At 53.0% G+C, this 23,987-nt stretch carries 26 protein-coding genes and 1 pseudogene; 14 read left to right on the forward strand and 13 right to left on the reverse strand.

Features of this window, described 5'->3' with window-relative positions; genetic code table 11:
* Positions 1-70: 70 nt before the first annotated feature.
* The 3 genes and pseudogenes from IAE27_RS04140 to nifJ form a co-directional block, all read right to left on the reverse strand.
* Positions 71-283 (reverse strand): KTSC domain-containing protein, encoded by a 213-nt coding sequence (locus IAE27_RS04140; protein WP_004112591.1) that lies wholly within the window; start codon positions 281-283, stop codon positions 71-73.
* 149 nt (positions 284-432) lie between these two features.
* Positions 433-1,539 (reverse strand): annotated as a pseudogene (ompC, locus tag IAE27_RS04145) (porin OmpC).
* Between the two features lie 354 nt (positions 1,540-1,893).
* Positions 1,894-5,421 carry a pyruvate:ferredoxin (flavodoxin) oxidoreductase gene (gene nifJ, locus IAE27_RS04150; RefSeq protein ID WP_070557691.1) on the reverse strand — a complete coding sequence of 1,176 codons (3,528 nt, stop codon included), beginning with the start codon at positions 5,419-5,421 and terminating at the stop codon, positions 1,894-1,896.
* A gap of 478 nt (positions 5,422-5,899) precedes the next feature.
* Between nifJ and IAE27_RS04155 the strand changes: the two genes are divergently transcribed.
* From IAE27_RS04155 to IAE27_RS04185, 7 genes are all read left to right on the forward strand, one after another.
* The gene (locus tag IAE27_RS04155) at positions 5,900-6,601 is read left to right on the forward strand and encodes a helix-turn-helix transcriptional regulator (protein WP_004112598.1); all 702 of its coding nucleotides are present in this window, start codon (positions 5,900-5,902) and stop codon (positions 6,599-6,601) included.
* A 461-nt stretch (positions 6,602-7,062) separates the two neighbouring features.
* The gene (locus IAE27_RS04160) at positions 7,063-7,425 is read left to right on the forward strand and encodes an antitermination protein (RefSeq protein ID WP_115239596.1); all 363 of its coding nucleotides are present in this window, start codon (positions 7,063-7,065) and stop codon (positions 7,423-7,425) included.
* Positions 7,426-7,501: 76 nt separating this feature from the next.
* Positions 7,502-7,894 (forward strand): phage holin family protein, encoded by a 393-nt coding sequence (locus IAE27_RS04165; protein ID WP_004101612.1) that lies wholly within the window; start codon positions 7,502-7,504, stop codon positions 7,892-7,894.
* Positions 7,884-8,156 (forward strand): phage holin family protein, encoded by a 273-nt coding sequence (locus tag IAE27_RS04170; protein ID WP_115239595.1) that lies wholly within the window; start codon positions 7,884-7,886, stop codon positions 8,154-8,156. Before IAE27_RS04165 ends, IAE27_RS04170 begins: the two co-directional genes overlap by 11 nt.
* A 7-nt stretch (positions 8,157-8,163) precedes the next feature.
* On the forward strand, positions 8,164-8,706 hold the full coding sequence (locus IAE27_RS04175; protein WP_154022639.1) for a glycoside hydrolase family 108 protein: 543 nt from the start codon (positions 8,164-8,166) through the stop codon (positions 8,704-8,706).
* A 230-nt stretch (positions 8,707-8,936) separates the two neighbouring features.
* Positions 8,937-9,302, forward strand: a complete 366-nt coding sequence (locus tag IAE27_RS04180; protein WP_070557687.1) for a hypothetical protein — start codon at positions 8,937-8,939, stop codon at positions 9,300-9,302.
* 327 nt (positions 9,303-9,629) lie between these two features.
* Positions 9,630-9,902, forward strand: coding sequence for a DUF333 domain-containing protein (locus IAE27_RS04185; protein ID WP_004101621.1), 273 nt, complete (start codon positions 9,630-9,632; stop codon positions 9,900-9,902).
* Here IAE27_RS04185 and hslJ read toward each other — a convergent pair.
* From hslJ to IAE27_RS04200, 3 genes are all read right to left on the reverse strand, one after another.
* Positions 9,899-10,339: a heat shock protein HslJ gene (gene hslJ / locus IAE27_RS04190; protein WP_070557686.1), complete on the reverse strand. Its 441-nt coding sequence runs from the start codon at positions 10,337-10,339 to the stop codon at positions 9,899-9,901. The genes IAE27_RS04185 and hslJ overlap by 4 nt on opposite strands.
* A gap of 125 nt (positions 10,340-10,464) precedes the next feature.
* Positions 10,465-11,454, reverse strand: coding sequence for a 2-hydroxyacid dehydrogenase (locus IAE27_RS04195; protein WP_004112629.1), 990 nt, complete (start codon positions 11,452-11,454; stop codon positions 10,465-10,467).
* Positions 11,455-11,600: 146 nt separating this feature from the next.
* Positions 11,601-12,101, reverse strand: a complete 501-nt coding sequence (locus tag IAE27_RS04200) for a DedA family protein (RefSeq protein WP_004101627.1) — start codon at positions 12,099-12,101, stop codon at positions 11,601-11,603.
* Between the two features lie 195 nt (positions 12,102-12,296).
* On the opposite strand from IAE27_RS04200, the gene IAE27_RS04205 reads away from it, so the two are divergent.
* Genes IAE27_RS04205 through IAE27_RS04215 form a run of 3 tightly spaced genes read left to right on the forward strand, consistent with a single transcriptional unit; the run spans position 12,297 to position 15,452 of the window.
* Positions 12,297-14,936, forward strand: coding sequence for a YdbH family protein (locus IAE27_RS04205; protein WP_154022637.1), 2,640 nt, complete (start codon positions 12,297-12,299; stop codon positions 14,934-14,936).
* On the forward strand, positions 14,936-15,121 hold the full coding sequence (locus IAE27_RS04210; protein ID WP_004101631.1) for a YnbE family lipoprotein: 186 nt from the start codon (positions 14,936-14,938) through the stop codon (positions 15,119-15,121). The genes IAE27_RS04205 and IAE27_RS04210 overlap by 1 nt, the downstream gene beginning before the upstream one ends.
* 7 nt (positions 15,122-15,128) lie before the next feature.
* Positions 15,129-15,452, forward strand: coding sequence for a YdbL family protein (locus tag IAE27_RS04215; protein ID WP_004112635.1), 324 nt, complete (start codon positions 15,129-15,131; stop codon positions 15,450-15,452).
* Here IAE27_RS04215 and feaR read toward each other — a convergent pair whose 3' ends face one another.
* Positions 15,453-16,361: a transcriptional regulator FeaR gene (feaR, locus tag IAE27_RS04220; protein WP_064396138.1), complete on the reverse strand. Its 909-nt coding sequence runs from the start codon at positions 16,359-16,361 to the stop codon at positions 15,453-15,455. It abuts the gene before it with no gap.
* Between the two features lie 235 nt (positions 16,362-16,596).
* Between feaR and IAE27_RS04225 the strand changes: the two genes are divergently transcribed.
* The gene (locus IAE27_RS04225; RefSeq protein WP_200092002.1) at positions 16,597-18,096 is read left to right on the forward strand and encodes an aldehyde dehydrogenase family protein; all 1,500 of its coding nucleotides are present in this window, start codon (positions 16,597-16,599) and stop codon (positions 18,094-18,096) included.
* Positions 18,097-18,246: 150 nt separating this feature from the next.
* Here the strand turns inward: IAE27_RS04225 and IAE27_RS04230 are convergent, their stop codons facing one another.
* Positions 18,247-18,858, reverse strand: coding sequence for a hypothetical protein (locus IAE27_RS04230; protein ID WP_004102413.1), 612 nt, complete (start codon positions 18,856-18,858; stop codon positions 18,247-18,249).
* Positions 18,859-19,034: 176 nt separating this feature from the next.
* Positions 19,035-19,706 carry an SOS response-associated peptidase gene (locus tag IAE27_RS04235; RefSeq protein ID WP_070557682.1) on the reverse strand — a complete coding sequence of 224 codons (672 nt, stop codon included), beginning with the start codon at positions 19,704-19,706 and terminating at the stop codon, positions 19,035-19,037.
* A 405-nt stretch (positions 19,707-20,111) separates the two neighbouring features.
* Here IAE27_RS04235 and IAE27_RS29550 point away from each other — a divergent pair, with 405 nt between their 5' ends.
* Together IAE27_RS29550 and IAE27_RS04245 are read left to right on the forward strand one after the other, a co-directional pair.
* Positions 20,112-20,672, forward strand: a complete 561-nt coding sequence (locus tag IAE27_RS29550) for a UDP-N-acetylglucosamine acyltransferase (protein WP_004102408.1) — start codon at positions 20,112-20,114, stop codon at positions 20,670-20,672.
* Positions 20,669-21,121 carry a hypothetical protein gene (locus IAE27_RS04245; RefSeq protein ID WP_004102406.1) on the forward strand — a complete coding sequence of 151 codons (453 nt, stop codon included), beginning with the start codon at positions 20,669-20,671 and terminating at the stop codon, positions 21,119-21,121. Before IAE27_RS29550 ends, IAE27_RS04245 begins: the two co-directional genes overlap by 4 nt.
* Before the next feature lie 226 nt (positions 21,122-21,347).
* Here IAE27_RS04245 and IAE27_RS04250 read toward each other — a convergent pair whose 3' ends face one another.
* Positions 21,348-21,830, reverse strand: a complete 483-nt coding sequence (locus IAE27_RS04250; protein WP_032728331.1) for a cold-shock protein — start codon at positions 21,828-21,830, stop codon at positions 21,348-21,350.
* 109 nt (positions 21,831-21,939) lie between these two features.
* A complete protein-coding gene (locus IAE27_RS04255) occupies positions 21,940-22,479 on the reverse strand; it encodes a DUF2058 domain-containing protein (RefSeq protein WP_200092004.1) in 540 nt (179 codons plus the stop codon).
* A 208-nt stretch (positions 22,480-22,687) separates the two neighbouring features.
* Between IAE27_RS04255 and IAE27_RS04260 the strand changes: the two genes are divergently transcribed.
* On the forward strand, positions 22,688-22,999 hold the full coding sequence (locus IAE27_RS04260) for a hypothetical protein (RefSeq protein ID WP_004102400.1): 312 nt from the start codon (positions 22,688-22,690) through the stop codon (positions 22,997-22,999).
* Between the two features lie 232 nt (positions 23,000-23,231).
* Here the strand turns inward: IAE27_RS04260 and IAE27_RS04265 are convergent, their stop codons facing one another.
* Together IAE27_RS04265 and IAE27_RS04270 are read right to left on the reverse strand one after the other, a co-directional pair.
* Positions 23,232-23,504, reverse strand: a complete 273-nt coding sequence (locus IAE27_RS04265) for a DUF883 family protein (protein ID WP_004102398.1) — start codon at positions 23,502-23,504, stop codon at positions 23,232-23,234.
* 108 nt (positions 23,505-23,612) lie between these two features.
* Positions 23,613-23,939 (reverse strand): hypothetical protein, encoded by a 327-nt coding sequence (locus IAE27_RS04270; RefSeq protein WP_154022632.1) that lies wholly within the window; start codon positions 23,937-23,939, stop codon positions 23,613-23,615.
* Positions 23,940-23,987: the final 48 nt, after the last annotated feature.

Below are 23,987 nucleotides of genomic sequence, written 5' to 3' on the forward strand. Positions count from 1 at the left end.
TTAAGTAACCACTTAAAGTGTAGGCCATCCGGATGAATATTGTATATTGAACCCAATCACACTTTCGCTATCAGGCGCGGCGGCGTTCGGTAAATTTGCCTTTAATCACACCGTCGTAAAAACGGCCCTTAGAAACAACCTGGAGAAAATCGCGAAAAATGCGTGGCGGGACGCCGAGATACTGTAGCGTTTGGTTATCGCGGAAACGGATTTCAAGAATGCCAGAGGATTCATCATAGGCGATGGAGTGGATGCGGGATGATTTTACGCAATGATGGTGCATGGCAGGCGTCCTCTACGGCTACGGCAGTTCCTGTCAGTAATATATCATTCATCGGACGATTATTTTAAAGCAATTGATATATTGTTTTGCTTTGAATGCAGCTTCAGAGGCAAGGGAAGAGAGCCCGCCGTTGCCAGCGGGCCCGCAGCTTAGAACTGGTAAACCAGGCCTAAAGCAACCACGTCATCGGTAGAGATGCCGTTGTTGGAATAGAAGCTGTCGTCTTCGTCAAGCAGATTGATTTTGTAATCGACATAGGTAGACATATTGCGGTTGAAGTAATAAGTCGCGCCAATGTCAGCATATTTCACCAGGTCTTTGTCGCCATCGGTATTGGTCAGATCTTTGCCTTTAGACATCAGGAAAGAGACCGCCGGGCGCAGGCCGAAGTCGAACTGATACTAAGCAGTCACTTCAAAGTTCTGAGTTTTGTTGGCTACGCCGTTACCGTTGCCGTAAGGCGTCATATTGCGGGTTTCGGAATACATGGTCGCCAGATAGATGTTATTGGCGTCATATTTCAGACCGGTGGTCCAGGCTTCCGCTTTATCGCCCTGCGCGGTGGTCTGGGTCATCTGATCGTTGGTACGGTCAGAGGAGGTGTAGGCGGCAGCGGCGCTGATACCCATACCGAAATCGTAAGAAGTGGATAGACCAAAACCATCGCCGTTAGCGTTACGTACGCTGCGATCGCCATTGTTGGTGCCTTCTCCGCTGCCGGCATTTTCGTTTTTACCCTGGTACTGCAGGGCAAAATTCAGGCCATTAACCAGACCGAAGAAGTCGGTATTGCGGTAGGTTGCTACGCCGTTGGCGCGGCCGGTCATAAAGTTATCCGCTTGGGTATAAGAGTCGCCGCCGAATTCTGGCAGCATATCGGTCCAGCCTTCTACGTCGTACAGCACGCCGTAGTTACGGCCATAATCGAATGAACCGTAATCAGCGAACTTGAGGCCTGCGAACGCCAGACGGGTCCAGGATTGGTTGTCCGCGCCTTCGGTGTTGTTCGCCTGGACGTTATATTCCCACTGACCGTAGCCGGTCAGCTGATCGTTAATCTGAGTTTCGCCTTTGAAGCCAAGACGGACGTATGACTGATCGCCATCTTTTGATGCATCGTCAGAGAAATAATGCAGACCGTCCACCTTGCCATAGAGGTCCAGTTTATTTCCGTCTTTATTATAAATCTCAGCGGAGTGTGCAGCGCCAGCAGCTAATAATGCCGGGATAACGAGGGCCAGTACTTTTCTTTTCATTTAGACAATCCTTTAACTGTTTTTGTTTTTGCTTCCTCCAGGGAAGTAAACTCATGCTAAAGGAGCAGATTGAGATCTGGTAAATATCAATTGTTACGATATAAGTAAAATCTAAAATAAATAATTCGAATGAAATGGTGATAATTATAATGAATGAATTCGTGTAATGTATATAAAATAAAAATTATACATATCGGTGTTAATGCCGTATTATCCACCCGTTATATGCCTTTTATTGTCATCCAAATTTTTATGTTGCCGCCCGTTCCTGAGAATGGTTTTATTGATCGGTAAAATGACAAGCCCGAATTCATATTCGGGCTTTTTTTATGGGCTGAAAAAAACGTCAGTAGATTAGCTTTCGGTAGTCGGTTTTTCTGCCTTACCGGCCAGCTGCGCGAGGAAGTCGTAGCGTTTTTGCAGGTCTGCCGTTGCATCCTTCCACAGTTGTTCCGCGACTTCCGGCTGTTGAGCGTTCAGGCGACGGAAGCGCTGCTCGTTCAACAGTGTCTCAGCCAGCGCATCTGACGGCGGACGGGAGTCCAGCGCCAGCGGGAGTTTGCCCTCATCGGCACGACGCGGGTCAAAGCGATACAGCGGCCAGAAACCGGTGGCGGTCAGCTGACGCATCTGATCGTGGCTCAGCGCCAAATCGTAACCGTGCTCTTCGCAAGGACTATAGGCGATAATCAGCGACGGACCCGGGTAAGCTTCCGCTTCCTGAATGGCTTTTACCGTCTGATTCAGCTGGGCGCCAAGCGAAATCTGCGCCACATAAACATGACCGTACATCATCATGCTCACGCCGAGATCTTTACGCGCCTTGCGCTTGCCGTGCTCGCCAAACTTCGTGACGGCTCCCAGCGGGGTAGCCTTCGATGCCTGACCGCCGGTATTGGAGTAGCACTGGGTATCGAGCACCAGAATATTGACGTTTTCGGTCAGACTTAGCACGTGGTCGAGACCACCGAAGCCAATATCATAGGCCCAGCCGTCGCCGCCAATCAGCCAGATCGATTTTTCCACCAGCGCGTCGGCATCGGTTAACAGCTCCTTCGCGCCTTCTTCATTTGCCAGTACCTTGCGCAGCTCGGCTACCTGCTCGCGGCGCACCTCAGGCGTTGCTTCTGCGTGCAGCGCATCGTTAAGCTCGGGCGGAAGTTTATCGGCGAACTGCGCCAACAGACGCATGACGCGCTGCCGATGCTGATCGACGGTAAGTCGGAAGCCAAGCCCAAATTCGGCGTTATCCTCAAACAGCGAGTTGGCCCAGGCCGGCCCGCGACCATTGGCATCGGTGGTGTAGGGCGTGGAAGGGAGGTTGCCGCCGTAAATCGATGAACAGCCGGTGGCGTTGGCAATCAGCATTCGATCGCCGTAGAGCTGAGTCAGCAGTTTGATATATGGCGTTTCGCCGCAGCCGGAGCAGGCGCCGGAGTATTCAAACAGCGGGCTGATCAGCTGTGAGGTGCGGATATCGATACGTTCCAGCTTGCTGCGGTCCATTTCCGGCAGGTTGAGGAAGTAGTCATAATTCACTTTCTCTTCTTCAACATGCTCAAGGCGCGACATCATATTGATGGCCTTGATTTCCGGGTTCTGCCTGTCTTTTGCCGGACAAACTTCGACGCAGAGATTACAGCCGGTACAATCTTCAGGCGCGACCTGCAGAACGTATTTCTGACCGCGCATATCGCGGGATTTGACATCAAGGGAATGCAGGCTGTCCGGCGCATTTTCCATTGCCTCCGGGGAGACCACTTTCGCACGGATTGCCGAGTGCGGGCAGGCGGCCACGCAGTGGTTACACTGGGTGCAAAGCTCTTCCTTCCAAATCGGGATCTCTTCGGCGATGTTGCGTTTTTCCCAGCGGGTAGTGCCCATTGGCCAGGTACCATCCGGCGGCAGAGCGGATACCGGTAGCGCATCGCCGAGCCCGGCCAGCATCGCGGCGGTGACGGTTTTTACGAAATCCGGCGCGGCGTCGGAGACGACCGGTGGGCGATTCGGGCTGTTGCCGTCAACCGGCCGTAGCGGCACTTCCGCCAGCGACTCGCGGGCCATCGCCAGCGCCTGCCAGTTACGCTCCACCAGCTCCTGGCCTTTGCTGCTGTAGCTTTTGGCAATGGCCCCCTGGAGCTCCGCCAGCGCGTTATCGCCCGGCAGGATCCGCGTCAGGTGGAAAAAGGCCATCTGCATAACGGTGTTGATACGCGCCCCCAGGCTGCATTCACGGGCGATTTTTGCCGCGTTGACGATATAAAAACGCGCTTTTTTCTGATTGAGGGTGGCCTGGACTTCTTGTGGCAAACGGGACCAGACTTCATCGGCGCTGTAGGGCGTATTAAGCAGGAAAATACCGCCGGGCTTCAGACGTTCCGCCATCTGATATTTATCGATAAACTGCAGCTGGTGACAGCCGACAAAGTCGGCCTGCGAAATCAGATAAGAAGAACGAATCGGCTTCTCGCTGACGCGCAGATGTGAAACCGTCAGCCCGCCGGCCTTTTTCGAGTCATAGACGAAATAGCCCTGCGAGAACCACGGCGTAGAGTTACCGATAATCTTGATATTGTTTTTCGTAGCCGAGACGCTACCGTCGCTGCCGAGCCCGTAGAAGAGGGCTTCCAGTTTCGCTTCCGAGGGGAGCGTGTTTTCGACCAGCGGCAGGGAAAGATTAGTGACGTCATCGTAGATGCCGACGGTAAAGCGCGGCTTGGGTTTAGCGGCGCTCAGCTCCTTGAAGATGGCCAGGACACACTCCGGACCGAACTCTTTTGAAGAGAGGCCATAGCGTCCGCCAATGGTGCGCGGCAGGGTTTCTCGCTCGCCGCGGTTAAAGGCTTCGGCCAGGGCGGTCATGACATCGAGATAGAGCGGCTCGGCCTGGGACCCCGGTTCTTTGGTGCGGTCCAGCACCGCCACGGCTTGGGTGCTCGGCGGTAAGGCTTCAAGCAGGTGCGCGGCAGAGAAGGGGCGGTAAAGACGAACTTTTAGCACGCCGACTTTTTCACCGCGGCTCAGCAGCTCATCGACCACTTCTTCACAGGTACCGATGGCGGAGCCCATAATGACGATTACGCGCTCAGCCTGCGGATGACCGTAAAACTCAAAGGGTTTGTACTGACGTCCGGTGGCGGCGGCAAAATCATCCATTGCCATTTCGACACACTCATAGACCGCGTTGTACCACGGATTCGTCGCTTCACGTGACTGGAAATACGTATCCGGATTAGCTGAGGTGCCGCGGATAACGGGATGTTCCGGGTTCAGGGCGCGCTGGCGATGTTCATCAATCCTATCCTGCGGCAGCAGGCTACGAATGGTATCGTCTGCCAGTGGAGCAATTTTGTTGATTTCGTGCGAGGTACGGAAGCCATCAAAGAAATGAATGAATGGCACGCGACTTTGCAGCGTGGCGATATGTGAAATCAGCGCAAAATCCTGAGCTTCCTGAACGCTGCTGGCGCAGAGCATCGCGCAGCCTGTCTGACGTACGGCCATCACGTCGGAGTGATCGCCGAAGATAGAGAGCGCGTGGGTGGCCACGGTACGGGCGGCGACGTGCAGCACAAACGGCATCAGCTGGCCCGCCAGTTTGTACAGCGTCGGGATCATCAGCAGTAAACCCTGCGATGAAGTAAAAGAGGTTGATAGCGCACCGGTCTGCAGCGCACCGTGTACGGCGCCGATCGCCCCGGCCTCCGACTGCATCTCGACGACGCGGGGGACATCGCCCCAGACGTTTTTCAGCCCGTTGCCAGCCCAGGCATCCGCCTGCTCCGCCATTGTGGAGCTGGGCGTGATCGGGTAGATGGCGATAACTTCACTGGTGCGAAACGCGACTGAAGCAACCGCGCCATTACCGTCAATAGTGATCATATCAATACTCACATTGCTAAATATTTGAAAAAAACTTTTTATGCCCACTGATGCAACCTGGGCACTCGCTTATCTCTGCTTTAAAACCGCTATCGGCGCGATCCTGTCGCTGGCTAAAAATGCATCTCTGATCAGCCTGAGCGCGCTCAAAACGCGACCCGCTTCAGTTCGCGCAGGGCGTAGGGTTTGCGTTACCGTGTTTAAGTATAGACCCCCGAGCAACAGGCTTTTTTGATCTCCGGTAGCGATAAAATCCATAATTTAGATAAATTAATTCAACTTATTACAGCGTTGTTTGCTTATAAACGACAGCCTACACCAAAATCACAGGCTCCATTTTTCCATAAGTAGCAGTGTTGCCAGTGGGGGTGAGCAAAGCGTTGAGAACGAAAATTTCGCGTACATTACCTATAGGTAATTTAATGGCGCTTTGCTATATTTTAGATACCTGCTGGTAACTGGTGTTAGACAGATTACGATGGATAAATACGAAATCAGACGTCAGCGTTTGCTCTATATCCGTGATAATTTATGCGGCGGTAAAGCTGTTGATGTAGCCCGAACCCTTGGGCGGGAGCCTTCTTACGTTTCCAGGATGCTCTACCCGGAAGGCAAGAAACAAAAGAAAAGGATAGCAGACGAGATGGTCGATCTTATTGAATCTTCTTTCAATTTGCCCCGCGGCTGGATGGACGGCATTAGCGGAAGTATTGATATCGAACGAGAACCGGTGGAAGACACACCTCAGATGCAGTACGTCATTGAGGTTCTGGACGCGCAGGCCAGCGCGGGACCAGGATGTATTGTCTCAAGCGAGGTTGATGAAACGGTCAACAGTATCACCTATGACACTGCCGGTGCGCTGAGGCTTTTTGGTAACCGGCCCGCAGAGCATATCAAGGTGATTACGGTTTCCGGCGATAGCATGTCCGGCACCATCGAGACCGGTGATTACATCTTTGTTGATGTCTCAAAAGATTACTTTGAAGGTGACGGTATCTATGTCTTTTCGTTCAAAGGGGCGGTGTTGGTGAAGCGTCTTCAATTCACGGCGGATGGCCTGCTTGTGCATTCAGATAACCGCAAATATGCCGACTGGACGATCGGCGAAAGCCATGAACAGTATCTGAAAATTATTGGCCGCGTGATCTACAGCCATAGCGTTAAACGGTTTGTTTAACGCTTTACTAGCGTTCAAACCCTCCTCCCGTTCCAGCCTTAAGTATCAAGTCCAGCAGGTAAAATTTCCCGGCAGGCTTTTTAAGCACCGGGATTACCTGCGCTGGATGCGAGAAATCATGTCCAGCAGCCCTTTTTATGTTGGCAATCTGGCGCATCGCCCGCCTGCATCGTTTCCCACCCGCCAAAACCCTGCCTTGTAACTAAATTTTGAATATTTTCAGAGGGTTATTCTAATTGCATCATAAAATATACCTGTAGGTATTTATTTTTAATTAACCCTGAGGTATTCTTTCTTCGTCGACTTGAAACACATCGCTTTATCGTCGGTGAAATACAACGATTCGAAAATGAATCTACGTGGCTGAAAAGCCAGCACCATAACGCAATGCGCTTTGGGGTGAAGCCAGCGGGAGAGGATTCATCGCCGACGCACCGTCAAAGCTCATTAAGGAGACCGCAATGTCCCGTAAAACCGCGTTTCATGGTTCCGCTGCCGGTCGTCGCCGTGCGCAGCGCTCGCATTTACAAAATCCACAAGCCCTCAGTTCAGAACGCCTCCACCGGCCTACGCCTTCTCGCGCTCAGATTAAGGCTAAGGGAAAGCACCATACGCCAGCGCGTATCGAGGACGCATTGCCCATTAACTTTGTTGCCCAGGATATTTTTTGGCAGCTTGAGGAATATAAACGGCAAATTGCGCGTGCCACCATTGTTTATCAGCAAGAATTTTCACACCACTATGCGCAACCAGGGGCCTGGCTCTGTCACAGGGCCATCTATGCGCCAGGTTTGCAAAAAAGAAAAAAGATTACGGCAAAGTAAAAGCATCAGCATGATGCTGCTTTCCTTCGCCATTTGTTATGACCATCAGGAATGTCAGTGAAAGAAGGGAGGGTGAATGTCCGATCCTGTTTCCGGTACGTCGGCAATTGTTACTGGAGGATTAATGGCAGCGAGTCTATTTGGCCTGATCGCAGGTATTGATTATGGCGTTGTGTTTGGCGCATTTGCTGGCGCCGTGTTTTATGTGGCGACCGCAGTAAATATTTCACGTTTCAGACTGGCTGCCTATTTTATGACTTCCTTTATTGTCGGCGTATTGGGCGCCGGGTTAATTGGTACGAAGCTGGCAATCTGGACCGGATATAGTGAACGGTCTTTAGACGCGTTAGGCGCCGTACTGCTATCCGCGCTGATTATTAAGATACTCACATTTCTGAATAATCAAGATCTCACCGAATTGTACAAAATACTCACTCGCAACAATAGTGAACGGCCAAATGGAAAATGAACTGCCGGCGCTGATTAACGCAATTGTCTGCACTTTGATCACTCTGAACTTGATGTTTTATCGCCGCGCGTGCTACCGAAGACATCGGCCATGGATATCATACACGGCATATTTACTGGTACTTACCTATGCCAGCATACCGTTTCGCTATCTTTTTGGCCTGTATGAATCGACCCATTGGTTAGTCGTCAGCGTCAATTTTTTTATACTTATTACTGTATTCCTCGTCAGGGGGAATATCGCGCATTTAATCGATAAATGAGGGATGTATGAATAAAGATGAGATTTTTAACGCCATTTTGGATAAGGAGGGCGGCTATGTAAATCATCCGGACGATCGAGGTGGTCCAACAAATTGGGGGATTACTCAGGCCACTGCCCGCGCGCATGGTTATGATGGACCTATGCAAAAACTGACGCGCCAGCAGGCGCTGGATATTCTCACCGCGGACTACTGGATTGCGCCCCGGTTCGACCATGTTGCTGAGATATCTACCCCGCTTGCTGAAAAACTGTGTGATGCCGGGGTCAATATGGGCACCATTCTGCCGGGTAAGTGGCTTCAGCGATGGCTAAATGCCTTTAATCATCGCGGAGTGCTGTATCCGGACCTCATGGTCGATGGTGCTATCGGCCCCAGAACGATTAACGCCTTAAGCCAGTATCTTATTCGCAGAGGCAGTGAAGGTGAGACGGTACTATTACGAGCATTAAACTGTAGTCAAGGGCGATACTATCTGGAGTTGGCTGAAAGAAACGATGCTAATGAATCCTTTATCTATGGTTGGCTCAGGGCTCGAGTAATGAGTTGACCGGCAATAAAATCTGCTAATCCAAAGCAGAATATCACCTTTACAGGAATCCCCTGAAAGGACAATGTTTATACTACAGCAAATGGAGGGCATGCCATGCTAAGTTCAAATTTTTTATAGCAGATGAGTGGATAATGTATCGCAACGTTATGATATAACCGAAGGTTAATCTGTTCGATGATTAATCTATTAAGAAAACCAGATTATTAAATTTAATTAAGGATGAAAATATGCAATTCATAGCACTGCCGTGGGCAACTTTGCAGGCTATCTACAGAGCAAAAAATGGTGAGGTTGTTGAAGGGAAATATGTCCGTGTGGCAGGGAACTTCATTAACCTTTGGGACCCCTCTAATGAAAGTGCAGATCGCGTCAATATTACGCCGGTCTTTCAGATGGTTTTTCGCAATCTTGATGATGGTATTCTTTATTTTTCCGGGCGTGTGATGTTTTTTGATAAAGCTAAATCAGAGCACGATGCCTATTTCCGTCATCCGTTTGATGATGTCGATTCAAGCGTGATGACGCAAGCCTATGCGGTAACCGATACGCAATATCTGGCCGGAACATTCTATTCTGGAGTTGTGCCAAATTAATGACCCTACGCCCGGCTAAATCGGCATAGCCCTTAGCCGGGCATTTTTATTGAATGACAGGATGAGAAAACTGCTCTGCTGTAGAAGATATGTTTGCAGAACAAAGAATGATATCTTTACGTGCAACGACCCAATCGCATCATGACGATGTGTCACACTCACACTGAGAGATTAATGCGCTCATGCAGACAAACTGCTACCGCGGAAAAATTGCTAAAAAATGTTAACACAACGCATAAATACGTACTTCGCCTCTCGACGCGGCGCGCTGAGCTGCCTATTATTCTTGAGCTTGTTCATTTTAAGATGTATCTGAGGGGAGAGAAGATGCGAGCTGCGTTTTTAGTGGGATGTGCTGCGCTGTTACTGTCGGCGTGTAGTAGCAATGATGAACCTGTTCAGCAGGCAACGGCGGCGCACGTGTCGCCAGGGATGCGTGCCGCGATGAGCAGCAGCGGGCAGGCGAACTGCGCCATGGTCGGCGGCTCGTTATCCGTAGCCCGCCAGCTTGATGGCTCCGCTATCGGCATGTGCGCATTACCGAACGGCAAGCGATGCAGCGAGCAGGCGCTGGCAGGCGGAAGCTGCGGTAACTATTAATTCATCAGGTCGGCGAGCTTATACACCAGCGTCTGGTCGGCGGTTGCCAGCGTCAGCTGCGTTTCCGTCAGGTCGACCTCCGCACCGTCGCGCAGCATTTTGCTCAGCGTGGCGTCCAGCGCGCTCAGCTGCGAGTCCGTGCAGAGCATGCGGGTCATCGCCAGCTCTTCAACCTTCAGCTCGCCGTCAGAGACTTTACCCGTGCCGCTAAAGCGGTTGCACATATTGCCTGAAACGTACATGTTGCCTGTTATTGGCATCTTTTCGCCAAAGCTCAGCTCCAGAGGCTTATCGGCGGCTTTCAGCGGTTGACCGTTGACGCTGGTCAGCACAAAACGGTGGTGCTGAAGCTGTTCCGCTCTGGTCGACACTTTGCTGTTATAAACGCAGCCCGATAGCAACATTCCCGCCGCCAGCAGCGCAGCAATCTTGTTCATTTAATCTCCATAAATATTTATCACATCAATAAATGAAGGGGATTGTAACTTTATCGCAGGGGATTTCTGTGGGGATTATCTGAATGTGCCCCCCGCGGAAGGGGAGCACAAAAGGGCAAGGAAAATCAGACCAGTGCGTTAGGGCAGGTTTCGCCAGCATCCACCTGACGCAGGTTGTCGAGGGTGGTCTGCGAGATACTGATCAACGCCTCTGCGGTCAAAAACGCCTGGTGACCGGTAAACAGAACGTTGTGGCAGGCGGAAAGACGGCGGAAGACATCGTCCTGAATAACGTCGTTAGACTTATCTTCAAAGAACAGATCGCGTTCGTTCTCATACACGTCCATCCCCAGCGCGCCAATTTTCTGGTGCTTCAGGGCATCGATCGCTGCTTGCGAATCGATAAGCGCGCCGCGACTGGTGTTGATGATCATCACCCCATCTTTCATCCGATCGAACGCGGCATGGTTCAGCAAATGATAGTTCTCATCGGTCAGCGGGCAGTGCAGGGAGATAACATCGGACTCCCGGTATAGCGTTTCCAGATCGACATACTCCACGCCCATATCCAGCGCGGCGGCGCTTGGATAGGGATCAAACGCCAGCAGGCGCATACCGAAACCTTTAAGGATGCGCAGCGCGGCAACGCCAATCTTACCGGTGCCGATAACGCCGGCGGTTTTACCGTGCATAGTGAAGCCGGTCAGCCCCTCAAGGGAGAAGTTAGCATCGCGAGTGCGCTGATAGGCGCGATGAATGCGGCGGTTCAGCGACATCATCATGCCGATTGCGTGCTCAGCGACCGCTTCCGGCGAGTAGGCCGGGACGCGTACTACCCGCAGGCCCAGCTCTTTCGCTGCGTCGAGGTCAACGTTGTTGAACCCGGCGCAGCGCAGCGCGATGTACTTCACGCCGTGGGCTTTCAGTTCTTCAAGTACCGGGCGGCTACCGTCATCGTTAACGAAAATGCATACCGCTTCACAGCCGTTGGCGGTTTTAGCGGTCTTTTCGGTGAGCAGGAAGTCAAAAAATTCCAGTTCAAAGCCGTATGCATCATTGACATGCTGCAGATACTTCTTGTCGTACTGTTTCGTACTGTACACAGCGATTTTCATAAGACTTTTCTCCAGTGATAATACCGTCACGGTAGCATAATTAAAATAATCTTACAATTATTAAAAAATAGTTTAATTGCCAAGCTATAGTAATAATTCTAGAGCATATCGCTGAGTTAAGAAATCTCTTTAAAAGACAATACGTTTCACCAAAAATTGAGGCTTAAAGCGCCTGGCGCCAGCAGGATTAACGGCCACAGCAAGCCGGAACTGACGTTAGCCAGCTGGAAACGGCGGAAGGACGTCCCGCTGGCGCCGGTTACCAGCGGCACGGTGGCGCGCAGGGGGGAAAGAAAGCGGCCAAAAAAAACCGCCCATGCGCCGTGGCGGCGCAGGAACAGCTGACCGCGCGCGAGACGCTCGGCGTTAAGCCAGCGAATACGATACAGATGATGCTGGTAATGACGGCCGGTTAGCCATGACAGCCAGAATCCGCCGATTGCGCCGAAGCTGGCACTCATCCACATTAACAAGAAATGCCCGGCGCTGGCCGAAGCCAGAGTGCCGAACAGCAGCAGACCGGAAGTTCCCGGGATCAGCAGCGAGATAACGGCGCAGGATTTGGTGAACGTCAGCAGGAAAACCATCAGTAATACCAATGAATAGTGGCCCTGAGCGTACGCCATCAGCGAGATAATTAAGTCCACAGCAGCATCCGTTTACGTTCCCGGTGGGTGACCAGTGTCGCAGGAGAAAACTAAACCCCGGCTAAATGGCCTGCTGGTGAATCACAGGGCGGCGACTACGCTTAAACGGGATGGGAACTTTAACTCGCAGGTCGAACGTGCCACAATGACGGCCTCTCGGCTTTTACTTATTTCGAATCAGGATATTAGCTGCCCATGAAGGGTAAATATAAAGCCGCCATCGCGCTATTATTAGCACTCGTGCTGCTACCGCTGGCTTTGCTGTTGACGCTCACCCACTGGGTGCCCACGCTGGCTGGCATCTGGCTACCTGCGGGCACCCGAATCTCTCTCAGCGAGAGCCCGCGCCTGACGCGCTCTTCCCTGCGTATTCCGGATTTACGCTACCTGGTAGGCGACTGCGAAATCGCGCGTGTCACTAACGCCGAGCTCTCCCGCCCCAGCCGCTGGCGTTTACATATCACTGAGCTGGATGTTAACAGCGCCTGCCTGAATAAATTACCGCACAGCGAAGCCGCGCCGGGGGCGCCGAAAACCCTTGCCGAGTGGCAATCGATGCTGCCATACAGCTGGCTGACGATTGAAAATCTGCGTCTGTCGCCGTGGGAGAAATGGCAAGGGCGTCTGGTGATGTCGTTGACCCCGCAGCAGCAGGATATCGGTTACGCCGGAGAAGAGGTCTCTCTCCAGGCGCGCCTGCGCGGCCAGGCGCTGACGGTCAGCGACTTTTCCGCGCGTCTGGTAGAAGGCCAGGCGCCGGTGAAGCTGGTGGGTGAGTTTCAGATGCCGCTGGTGCCGGACGGTTTGCCGGTTGATGGTCATCTGTTTAGCACTTTTGAATTTACTCAGACACCCGGCCTTGTCGACGCCGAACTGGAGTGGCATGAGAATCGCGGGCAGCTGTTGGTCACGCCGCGTGGTGAAGTGGAGCCGATTCTCGATCTGCCGTGGGAAATCACCCCGGATCGTATCGCTATCAGCGATGGCCGCTGGCACACCGAGTATGCGGGCAATGCGTTAAGCGGTCGCGTTGCGCTTTCGGTGGGTAACTGGCAACAGGGCACCGAACAGATGAAGGTCAGCGGGCGGTTGAACGTGCTTACCCAGGGTCAGGCCGGTAAGGGTAATGCCGTGCTCAATATTGGCCCCGGTAAGCTGAGTATGGACAGCAGCGACATGCCGCTACAGCTGACCGGCGAGGCCAAACTTGGCGATCTGATTTTTTACGCCAGACTGCCCGCGCAGCTGAGCGGTCCGCTTATCGCGCCGGTCCTCAACTTTCATCCTGGGGCGCTGCTGCGTTCGCGCGGGCGGGTCATCGACTCACTGAACATCGATGAAATTCGCTGGCCGCTGGCGGGCGTCACCGTGACGCAGCAGGGCGTGGATGGCCGCCTGCAGGCCATTCTCCGCGCCCATGAGCAGGAGATGGGAGATTTTACCCTGCATCTCGACGGCCAGGCCGACAATTTTATGCCAGACCGCGGCCGCTGGCAGTGGCGCTACTGGGGCGATGGCCATTTTACCCCGATGCAGGCGCGCTGGGACGTTAAAGGCGCGGGTGAATGGGTTGATAGCGCCATCGTGCTCAATAGCCTGTCGACCGGTTTCGATAAGCTGCAGTATGGTTCCATGCTGGTGAGCACGCCGCGCCTCACCCTGGATAAACCGATTCACTGGCTGCGCGATGAGCAGCATCCGCGACTGACCGGCGCGCTGTCGCTGGATGCCGGAAAAACCACCTTCAGCGGCGGCAGCGAACTGCCGCCGTCAACGCTGAAATTTAACGTTGAGGGTCGCGATCCAACCTGGTTCCAGTTCAATGGTTCCCTGCATGCGCAAAAAATTGGCCCCGTCCGCGTCACCGGACGCTGGGACGGCGAGCGCCTGCGCGGGCAGGCGTGGTGGCCGAAACAGTCATTAAACGTTTTCCAGCCGCTGGTGCCGCCGGAATGGAAGATGAACCTGCGCGAAGGTTCACTGTACGCCCAGGTCGCGTTCTCTGCCGCCACCGGTCAGGGCTTTGAGGCGGGGGGGCACGGGGTGCTCAAAGGCGGCAGCGCCTGGATGCCGGATAACCAGATCAACGGCGTCGATTTCGTGCTGCCGTTCCGCTTTAGCGAAGGCATCTGGCAGCTTGGCACCCGCCATCCGGTTTCGCTGCGCATTGGCGAAGTCGTCAACCAGTTTACGGCGCGCAATCTGACGGCAGATCTTCAGGGAGCCTGGCCCTGGAGCGAAGACGCTCCTTTACAGTTGAGCAACGTCAGCGTCGATATTCTCGGCGGCAAGCTAACCATGCAGCAGCTGCGGATGCCGCAGCACGATCCGGCGCTGCTGCGCCTGCAGAACATCTCCAGCAGCGAATTAATTAGCGCCATTAAAGTGAAGCAGTTCGCCGTTTCCGGCCCGTTCAACGGCGCGCTGCCGCTGTGGCTGGATAACGATAAATGGATCATTAAGGACGGCTGGTTCAGCAATCCGGGGCCGATGACGATGCGCCTGGATAAAGACACCGCTGACGCGCTGGTGGCCGACAACGTCTCCGCCGGGGCGGCCATTAACTGGCTGCGCTATATGGAAGTGGCCACCTCGTGGACGCGGATCAATCTCGATAACCTTGGCGTACTGACGCTGAAGGCGACCATCAGCGGCACCAGTCGGGTAGAGGGCAAAAGCAACACGGTGCACTTAAACTACTCCCATGAAGAGAATATTTTTGACCTGTGGCGCAGCTTGCGTTTCGGCGACAATCTGCAGGCGTGGCTGGAGCAGAACGCCAGACTGCCCGCCCAGCGCTGCCAGGACAGTCATACCTGTAAGGAACAACAATAATGATCAAACTATTCACCGCTTTTCTGGCAACCATGCTGCTGGCGGGCTGTACGCCGCGTATTGAAATTGCGGCGTCGAAAGAGCCGATCACCATCAATATGAACGTCAAAATTGAACATGAGATCCATATCAAAGTGGATAAAGACGTTGAGAATCTGCTGAAAACCCGTAGCGATCTGTTCTGAGGCGATGATGAGAAAACGATGGTTAATCGCGACGCTGGCGCTGGCGTTGTTGAGTACTCAGGCGCTGGCGTTAACCCTAAGCGAAGCGCGTCAGCAGGGGCGAGTCGGCGAAACGCTGAACGGCTATCTTCAACCGCTGCGCCAGGATAAAGAAACCCTGGCGCTGGTTAAACAGATCAACGCCGCCCGCAGCGACAGCTATCAGCAACTGGCGGACGACAACAACCTCCCGGTGGATCAGGTGGCGAAAATGGCCGGGCAGAAGCTCGTCGCCAGGGCGCAGCCTGGCGAGTACGTGCAGGGCCTTAACGGCAAATGGCTGAAAAAATAGCTATCGGCAGCGCTTGCGATACTCCCCCGGCGAGACGCCGAAGCGCTGCTTAAAGGCGGTGGAAAAATGGCTATGATCGCTGAAACCCCAGCTGTAGCCGATCCCCGCCAGCTTTTCATCATCATGGGCGCTTTCCAGCGCACGGGCGCAGAGATCGAGCCGACGATTCTTGATATATTGCGCCACCACCAGCCCCTTTTCCGCAAACAGGCGGTAAAGACTGCGCACCGACATACCGGTTTCGCCGGCCAGCCACTCCGGGCGCAGATGTTCCGCCTGAATCGACTCATCGATTAACGCCATGATTTTCTGAAACTGTTTATCGCGCCGGGTGGGTTGGGCTTCTTGATGGTGCAGCATGGGGCGCAGCAGGCAAACAATCGCCTCCAGCGCCGCTTTGCTTTCGCTGGCCGATAGCTCGGGGCTGTTCATGCTCTCATGCAGCAGCCGCTGACTGAGCTGGACCATCGGCAGGGTTTTTGCCAGCCGGGTGGCAATGCTGATTTCACTGCCGCGCAGCTGCTGTTCCAGCAGCGACCTTGGCAGCAGCAGGGAAGCCTGACGCGAGGTTTGCTGCCAGATTATTGAACAGGGGCGAGAAGCATCAATCAGGGTGATATCGCCGCTCTCCAGCATCGCCTGGCGACCATCCTGCTCGATTGTCGCCTGACCAGAGAGCTGGAAGACGGTATAAAACCAGGCGTCGTTATCGCGCCGGATCTCCTGCCGGGTACGGTAGAGGTTGATGCCGCGAGCGGTTACCGTGCTGACTTTCAGGTCGCCCGCATAGCTGGCGTCTATCTCACCGTGAAAATTATCATCCAGCGGGCGAGCGGCGAACTGGCCGCACACCTGATTGATTTTTGCTAACCAATGCTGGTAATCCTGTCCACGATTTGCCGTACTCATCGCGCATCCCTTGTAATGGTAATGTTTATGTATTGTTGCATTTATGATGCCGGAGACAAGGGTAAAAGGCGGAGTATATGAAAGAACTATTACCTGCTGCACATTTTCTGTCCGCGGAATCCCCTTAATTGCGGCGCCTGTCACAGCGGCAAAAGCGAATGTCACAGAGAAAAAAGCGTGAATCGCGCCCCCGGCATAGACTGAAACCACTATTCGTGAACAATAAGGAAGGGGTATGTCCACATCAGAGGTCGCGCTACTCGCCAGCGTACAGCAGTTTTTAGACAGGCAGCATGGTTTATATCTCGACGGCGCACAGCAGGCGGCAGAGAGTGAAAAGCGCTTAACCGTCTGGAACCCGGCAACCGGCCAGGCTATCGCCAGCACCGTGGACGCCAGTGCCGCCGATGTCGATCGGGCAGTCATGTCTGCCTGGCGCGCCTTCGTTTCCCGCAACTGGGCAGGGCGAACGCCCGCCGATCGCGAACGTATTCTGCTGCGCTTCGCCGATCTGGTTGAGCAGCATGGCGAAGAGCTGGCGCAGCTGGGGACGCTTGAACAGGGGAAATCGATTAATATTTCCCGGGCCTTCGAAGTGGGCTGTACCCTGAACTGGATGCGCTATACCGCCGGGCTGACCACTAAAATCAGCGGACGGACCCTGGACGTGTCGATTCCCTTCCCGTCGGGTGCGCGCTATCAGGCGTGGACCAAAAAAGAACCGGTGGGGGTTGTCGCCGGGATCGTACCGTGGAACTTCCCGCTGATGATCGGCATGTGGAAAGTGATGCCCGCGCTGGCTGCAGGCTGTTCTATCGTCATTAAGCCGTCGGAAACCACGCCACTGACCCTGCTGCGGGTAGCGGAGCTGGCAACCGAAGCCGGCGTGCCGGACGGCGTCTTTAACGTGGTGACTGGTAGCGGGGCCAGGTGCGGTGCGGCGCTGACCTCTCACCCACATGTCGCTAAAGTCAGCTTTACTGGATCAACGGCGACAGGCAAACAAATTGCCCGCGTCGCCGCCGACCGTCTGACCCGGGTCACGCTGGAGCTGGGCGGTAAGAATCCGGCTATCGTGCTGAAAGATGCCGATCCGCAATGGGTTATTGAGGGACTCATGACCGGTAGCTTTCTCAATCAGGGGCAGGTATGTGCCGCCAGTTCGCGAATTTATATCGAAGCGCCGCTGTTCGATACGCTGGTGAGCGGCTTCGAGCAGGCAGTGAAGTCGCTCCAGGTGGGGCCAGGCATGCTGGAGAGCAGCCAGATTAACCCGGTAGTGTCGCAGGTGCATTGCGCCAAAGTGGCGGCCTATCTTGATGAAGCCCGTCAGCAGAAGGCAGAACTGATTAGCGGTAATATAGGGCCAGATGCGCAGGGATACTATATTCCCCCCACGCTGGTGATTAATCCCGACGCCGGGCTGCGCCTCAGCCGGGAAGAGGTTTTCGGCCCGGTGGTAAACCTGGTGCGCGTGGCCGACGGCGAAGAGGCGCTGCGCCTGGCCAACGACAGCGATTTTGGCCTGACCGCCAGCGTCTGGACCCGCGACCTGAGCCAGGCGCTGAGCTATACCGATCGCCTGCAGGCGGGAACGGTGTGGGTCAACAGCCATACGCTGATCGACGCTAACCTGCCGTTCGGCGGCATGAAGCAGTCCGGCACCGGCCGTGATTTCGGTCCCGACTGGCTGGATGACTGGAGCGAAACGAAGTCGGTCTGCGTGCGCTACTAGCGGCCTGTGTTCCCCCGGTGGCGCTCGCCACCACAGGGTGCTTTTCTCCGGGGGAAATAGTCACTCCTGCAATGATGGGTGGCGTTAATCATCATCTGCTTGCCTGGTTGAGCTCGCAGCTCGGATAACACGCCAATATCAGCGCAGGGTTCAGGTTGATTCCTGCCCCAGGGTTCCGCGAAAATTGCAGTAATAACCAATAGAGGCGGTGAGACAAAGCATATAACCGAATGATTCACTGCCTTCCTCAACGACATTTTTTACAACCCGAACATAGCCGTCATCGAGTATGGCCTGCCATAAACCTTGCATACCGAAGAGTCGGGAGAAGACCAGAATAGCCAGCAGCCCGCTGATTAACATGCCGTACCCGGGCGTACGGGTATATTGTGTAAGCTGTTCCATGGTCTGACGATAATGAATAAGTGGATTAATTAAGGCTGCCAGAGCGGCAATCAGCGCAAACCACACCCAACTCCCGTGAGAAATAAGATCAAAAAGGGCGTCCAGTTCACGAATTAGCATGGCAAGGAAAAAACCGCCAATAAGAATATTGCAGTAGCGCATGGATTTATACTGCTTCGCCAGCAGAAAATGAATAACAACGATGGTAGCTAATACCAACTCCTGAACAATTTCAGTGAGTGACAATTCCGAAATATTATAATCCCAATAATGTATATCTACCCACAGGCAAAGTACCACAAATGCGCAGGTACAAGCCGCGCCAAGGAAGAAGAAAAAGCTTTTAAGTACAGTCATTAACATCACCAATTTTGATTATGGCGAATATGATAGGTGACGTTAATGTAAATTCTGTTCACTTTGTGCTGTATAATAACCCTTCTTTAACACATGATGCGAATTAGCTTATTCTGGGTGATATATTTTACGAACATGGAACGATCGCGCCTGTAAGAGGTATATGCCGATTGCGCTTAGCTGAGCGCTTGTATCAATTCCGGTCCCTGGTTTTTCACATTACCTACCGCTCGCGATACCGGGTGCCAGGCGAAATGGTCTGCGCAAACCGCCCCGTCGGCAATAATCTCTTCCGCTTCTTTCCCACCGACATCCTGGCGCATCCATTCCCTGGCAGCTTCAGGCTCCAGCACTAACGGGCGGCGGTCGTGAATATCGACAAGGCCTCGTTCGGCGGCGGACGTGACGATAAGAAACCCTTCCGCTTCATCGCCGCGTTCGAAAGGTACGCTGCCGATCGCCGCCATGAATAGAGGCTTACCGTCTTTACGATGGATGAAGTAGGGTTGTTTTTTATCACCTTCACGCTTCCACTCGAACCAACCGTCGGCAAAGCAAATCGCCCGGCCATGCTGCCATAGCGGTTTAAACATTCTGCTGGTGGCCGCGGTTTCGGCACGAGCGTTAATAAGCGCGGGTTTGTCCCACCACCCGGGGGCATAACCCCAGTGTACCGGATCAAGGTGCAGCCGTTCGTTACGTTCGCTGAGCAACAGAACTTTGGTACCGGGCGCCACGTTATAGCGTCCTATAGGCTGCGGATCATAAGCAATGTCGCGCTCGGCTTCTTCAGCCAGATAGGTCAGATATTCTTCCCTGGTTTGTGATTGAGCAAAACGTCCGCACATAGCCACCTCTAATCGGATATCAGATTTTAAGTATAGGTCAGTATGCTTCTCCTCTATTTTCAACGGCGCCGTGGCCGCAAACGCGGCGGACCTGGCCCTCTCGACTTCCGTTGAGCAGGGCCCGGTTTATGGCGCAAATATCCGCTACTCAATCCCTTTCAAAAATTAAAACCTGAGAAAGATCTGAATAAATTAGTGTCTATCTTTCAGTATCCTGCGCGCTTTTATCTGAATGCAGTGATAAATGTTGTGAGCGTAGCCGATAGCCCAAAAAGCGATGGCAAAACCCATTTAACGTCCATGTCAGAGATAATGTTTATCCTATTATTTAACTAACTGATTAAAATCAATATATCTGGATTATTTATTACGCTAGGATGACCTTACAACTAACGGGGATAAATAATGAAAAAACTACTCTTAATTGCTGTTGTTATTGGGTCTTTAACAGGATGTGCCAGCGTTCCACCTCTGAATTTTTCTACACCTGGCGTTGGCGTTAGCCAAAAGAAAATTGATGCACAGCTAAAATCACTCACGGTTTCGCTTGCGCGTCCCGATGAGCAGAAAGGCGATATCGTCGCGGGGATGGAAACCATTACCCCCATTTGGCGAGACTCGTTACAAGAGGCGCTCGATAGAATGGCGATCTTTAAAGATAACTCTGCTAATACGGTGAGCCTTAACGTGAAAGTCTTAGCGATTGACGTTCCGAGCTTTGGCATGGCCATGACAACGAAAGCCGTTGCGCGTTATGAGGTAATTAACCGCTCTAATGGCGATATTATTTATACGCAAGATATCGAATCTACTGGAACTGTGCCTGCATCCTATGCCTTCGTGGGCGTTGTTCGCGCCCGTGAATCAATAAACCGCGCGGTACAAAACAATATTACGCAGTTCTTACAAGCGTTAGAAAGCATTGAACTCTCCCGCCCGATGTTCCCTTCGAAGGTAGATAAATGAGACGGGTCGCTTTAATCACGATGCTCACGTTGTTAGGGGGGTGTGCGCAGGATATTTCCCCGAATAGCTATTCCGTGGGTTCGGTAGGCATGGTGAATCGCTCTATTGCCGGCACTATCATTAGCGCGCGACCGGTCGATATTCGCGGCACATCCGCTTTGGGCGGTGCTGCGGGTACGGCCGCGGGAGCGGCTGCAGGGTCTGCAATTGGAGGAGGCACTCGCGCGAATATTGTCGGCGCTATTGGCGGGGCGGTTGTCGGGGGGCTAACCGGCGCAGCGCTTGAAGCTTCTGCGACAAAACAGACGGGGATGGAATATGTTATCGAAACGGAAAACGGTAATCTGATGACCGTTGTGCAAGGTAATACCCCCTTGTTTGTCGAAGGTAATAAGATACTCGTACTATACGGCAGTCCTTCACGTATCATTGCCGATCCTCGGCATTGATACAGCAATGAACGCCGGGCGTAGAGCCTGATAGCTGCCAGTTAAGCGTATTGAAGGTAGCCGCAACCTGCGCGTTGCGGCTGTTTTTTGCGGCTTACAGAAGAGCCAAACCTGCGCCACTGTCCCGGTACCCGGCTGCACAACACCAGTTCGGGAAACGTCAGGCTGCATGGGCAGGCGGGCGGCAGAAAGTGAGCTCTGTCCCGGCTTTCTTCACCGAAGGATCTTACACCTTAAGCAGTTTCACCGTGGCGTCGATGTCTATCTCATCTTCCGTGAAGATGAGCGTGGTGCCCTGGAAGGTGGTGATGGCCAGCTTTTTGACCGAGCGCATTTCCCCGGGTTTAGCGGCTGATTTTGGCCTGATATTTCCCATCAGCAGGCCCACGGAGAGGACCGCGTTCTCTTTATCAATACGGGCGTCGGCAGGCTCCTCCTCGTTATAAACCAGGTAAGATTTTATCGACGTGAGCTTAATCCGCTCGCCTGCGATATAGATATATTTGCTTTCCGGGAGGACCTTCACGGCGTACGCTGACAAACCCTTGTTATTGGTTGTGGGTTCAAAAGTGACCGCCGCATCCTTTTTAATCAGCTCAGGGTTGGCAACCTTAATCACATGAAAATAGCGATTATCGCCGTTTTCATCTTTGATAAATCCAAAACCTTTATCTTTAAACCACGTTGTGATCGTTCCGTTCATCGCCATTACCGCCTGGTTAATCGTTTATCTACTCAATTTTTTGCCGCGCGCAGTGTAAAGCACATTGCCCGCGCAGACTACGTCTAAATCTTTTGCCTGAGCGGGCTAACGCGATTTACCACATCAAATCATCAGGTACTTTAAAATCAGCATACGGATCGTCTTCATCCTGCTCTTCCGCGCTGAGCGCGCTGTTTAAGACAATGCTGCTGGCGTCGCGCTGGGCGATCTTATCGGCTACGCTTGCCGGGATAATCGCGTATTTGCTCTCGCCGTCGCTATCACCCGCCAGGCGCGCAATGGCGAGGCGACCGCTTATCAGCTGTACCTGGGTCAGTTTATCCACGGTGATTTTTTTAATGAAATTGTTATCCGTGAAATTAAAATCAATATTGCCTTTAGAAATATCGATTTTATTCATCTCGATGAGCTGTTTGACCTGCGCTTTATATTCTTTCGATAACACTGCCTGCTTTTGCTGCTCGCTAAGCTGTTTATCCCGCTCCAGCTGCGCTTTCTTATTCTCTTCCACCGCCTCTCTGGCCTCGCGCGCCTGAACGCGTGACTTTTTCGCCGTTCTTTGAACCTTGGCCATCTTTTTGCTGGTCACTAAGCCGGCTTTTAGCATCTGCTCTTGTAAGGTGAGTTTTGTCATCTCGTTTCTGAATCCGCTGAATAATTTGTGGGATTATACCTGTAATTTTAGCGGATGTGTCAGCGTGCAGGGTTGGGCCTGGGGATAGAAGCAGAAACGGCAGCAAAAAAGGGCGTCGACGCAATAGTGTGAAATGAATAAAAAATCACACAGTGGCGATTTTATTTGCTATAAATTCATTTTTATTGATTTTATATGGAGTCTGTCGATGATTGTCAGAACCTGGCATGGTTGTGTTCCCGTTGCGTTTGGCGATGCGTTTGCGGGGCATTTGCAGGCAACCGGAGTGCAGCATTCGCGGAGCATTGCCGGCAACGCGGGCGCCTTTGTCAGGCGGGAAACGCAGGGGGAGTGGGAACACTTCTTTCTGGCGACCTACTGGAACGATCTGGATGCTATCATCGCTTTTGCCGGTGAAGAGTACCATGTCGCCGTCACCTATGCCGATGATGAGCAATTCCAGCTGCTGTCCGATCCGTACGTTTTCCAGTTTGAGGTGGCTGCGGTGGTGGGAATTTAAGGGCGCTTTAAGGATTTCTTGCAGCAATACCCCACGTTCAGGCTCTCAACGCTTCTGATGACTGACAAACCGCATAGGGGAGAAATAGCCCGGTAGCGGCAAGCGCTTTACCGGGCCGGTGAAGAGTGCGTAACCTGATAACACTCCGGTGTTTCTCAGCCATTGGCGGGCTGGAATAGGGGAAAAGGTGTAACCGGCTTGCCATCAGTTTTCAGGCCCGCAGGCTGGAGAATTACTTCCGTCCTGCCAACAGACCAATGACCAGGCCGATAGCGCCGGCGGCCAGCAGTCCGGTTAACGGATTTTCCCTGACGCGCTCGGAGACCTCTGAAACGGCATCCGAAGCCTGAGCGGCGTATTTACGGGCCGCGCCTTTTAGCTGATGTTTCGGCGAATCTACCGCATCACCAAACTGCTGCTGGGCTTCCCCGGCAAATTCATTGACTTTATTGCCCACTTTATCGGCCAGATTCTGCGCGTCGTTTTCATACTCTTGTGATGACATGAGACTCTCCTTTCGTTTGACTTATTTAAGTCTAGTGGCTAACAGGCGAAGTACCAATGTTCGGGCCGCGGCGAGCGTCACTCCAGGAATTTTCCCTAGCGTGAGCGCTTACACGCTACCGTGTTTTTGCAGTACGCCTTTATCGTCGAAGGTAAACAAAATTGACTGCCCTAATCCGTTCTGGCAAACGACGCCATCGGAATGAGTTTTATCGGTGATCCCCTGACAGGCCATATTGCTGACATAAGGACGAATCTGGCATTTGAGGGTTTTACCATCCTCAATAATCAGCTGCTTCGATTTGCTAATCGCTTCTGGCGCGGGAGTCGGGCAGGTACCTTCGCCCCAGTTAACGCCGTGATGTTTATCGAACGCCGAGCAGCCCTGTAATAGCCCCGCGCCAGCCAGAAGAAGTATCAGAGGGAGTTTTGTCATTGTATAATCCTGATGGTTATTTTCGTTTTCAGTATAGAGCGGTGCACC

It is taken from the genome of Klebsiella sp. S69 (assembly GCF_016516145.1).
Classification (GTDB): domain Bacteria; phylum Pseudomonadota; class Gammaproteobacteria; order Enterobacterales; family Enterobacteriaceae; genus Klebsiella; species Klebsiella oxytoca.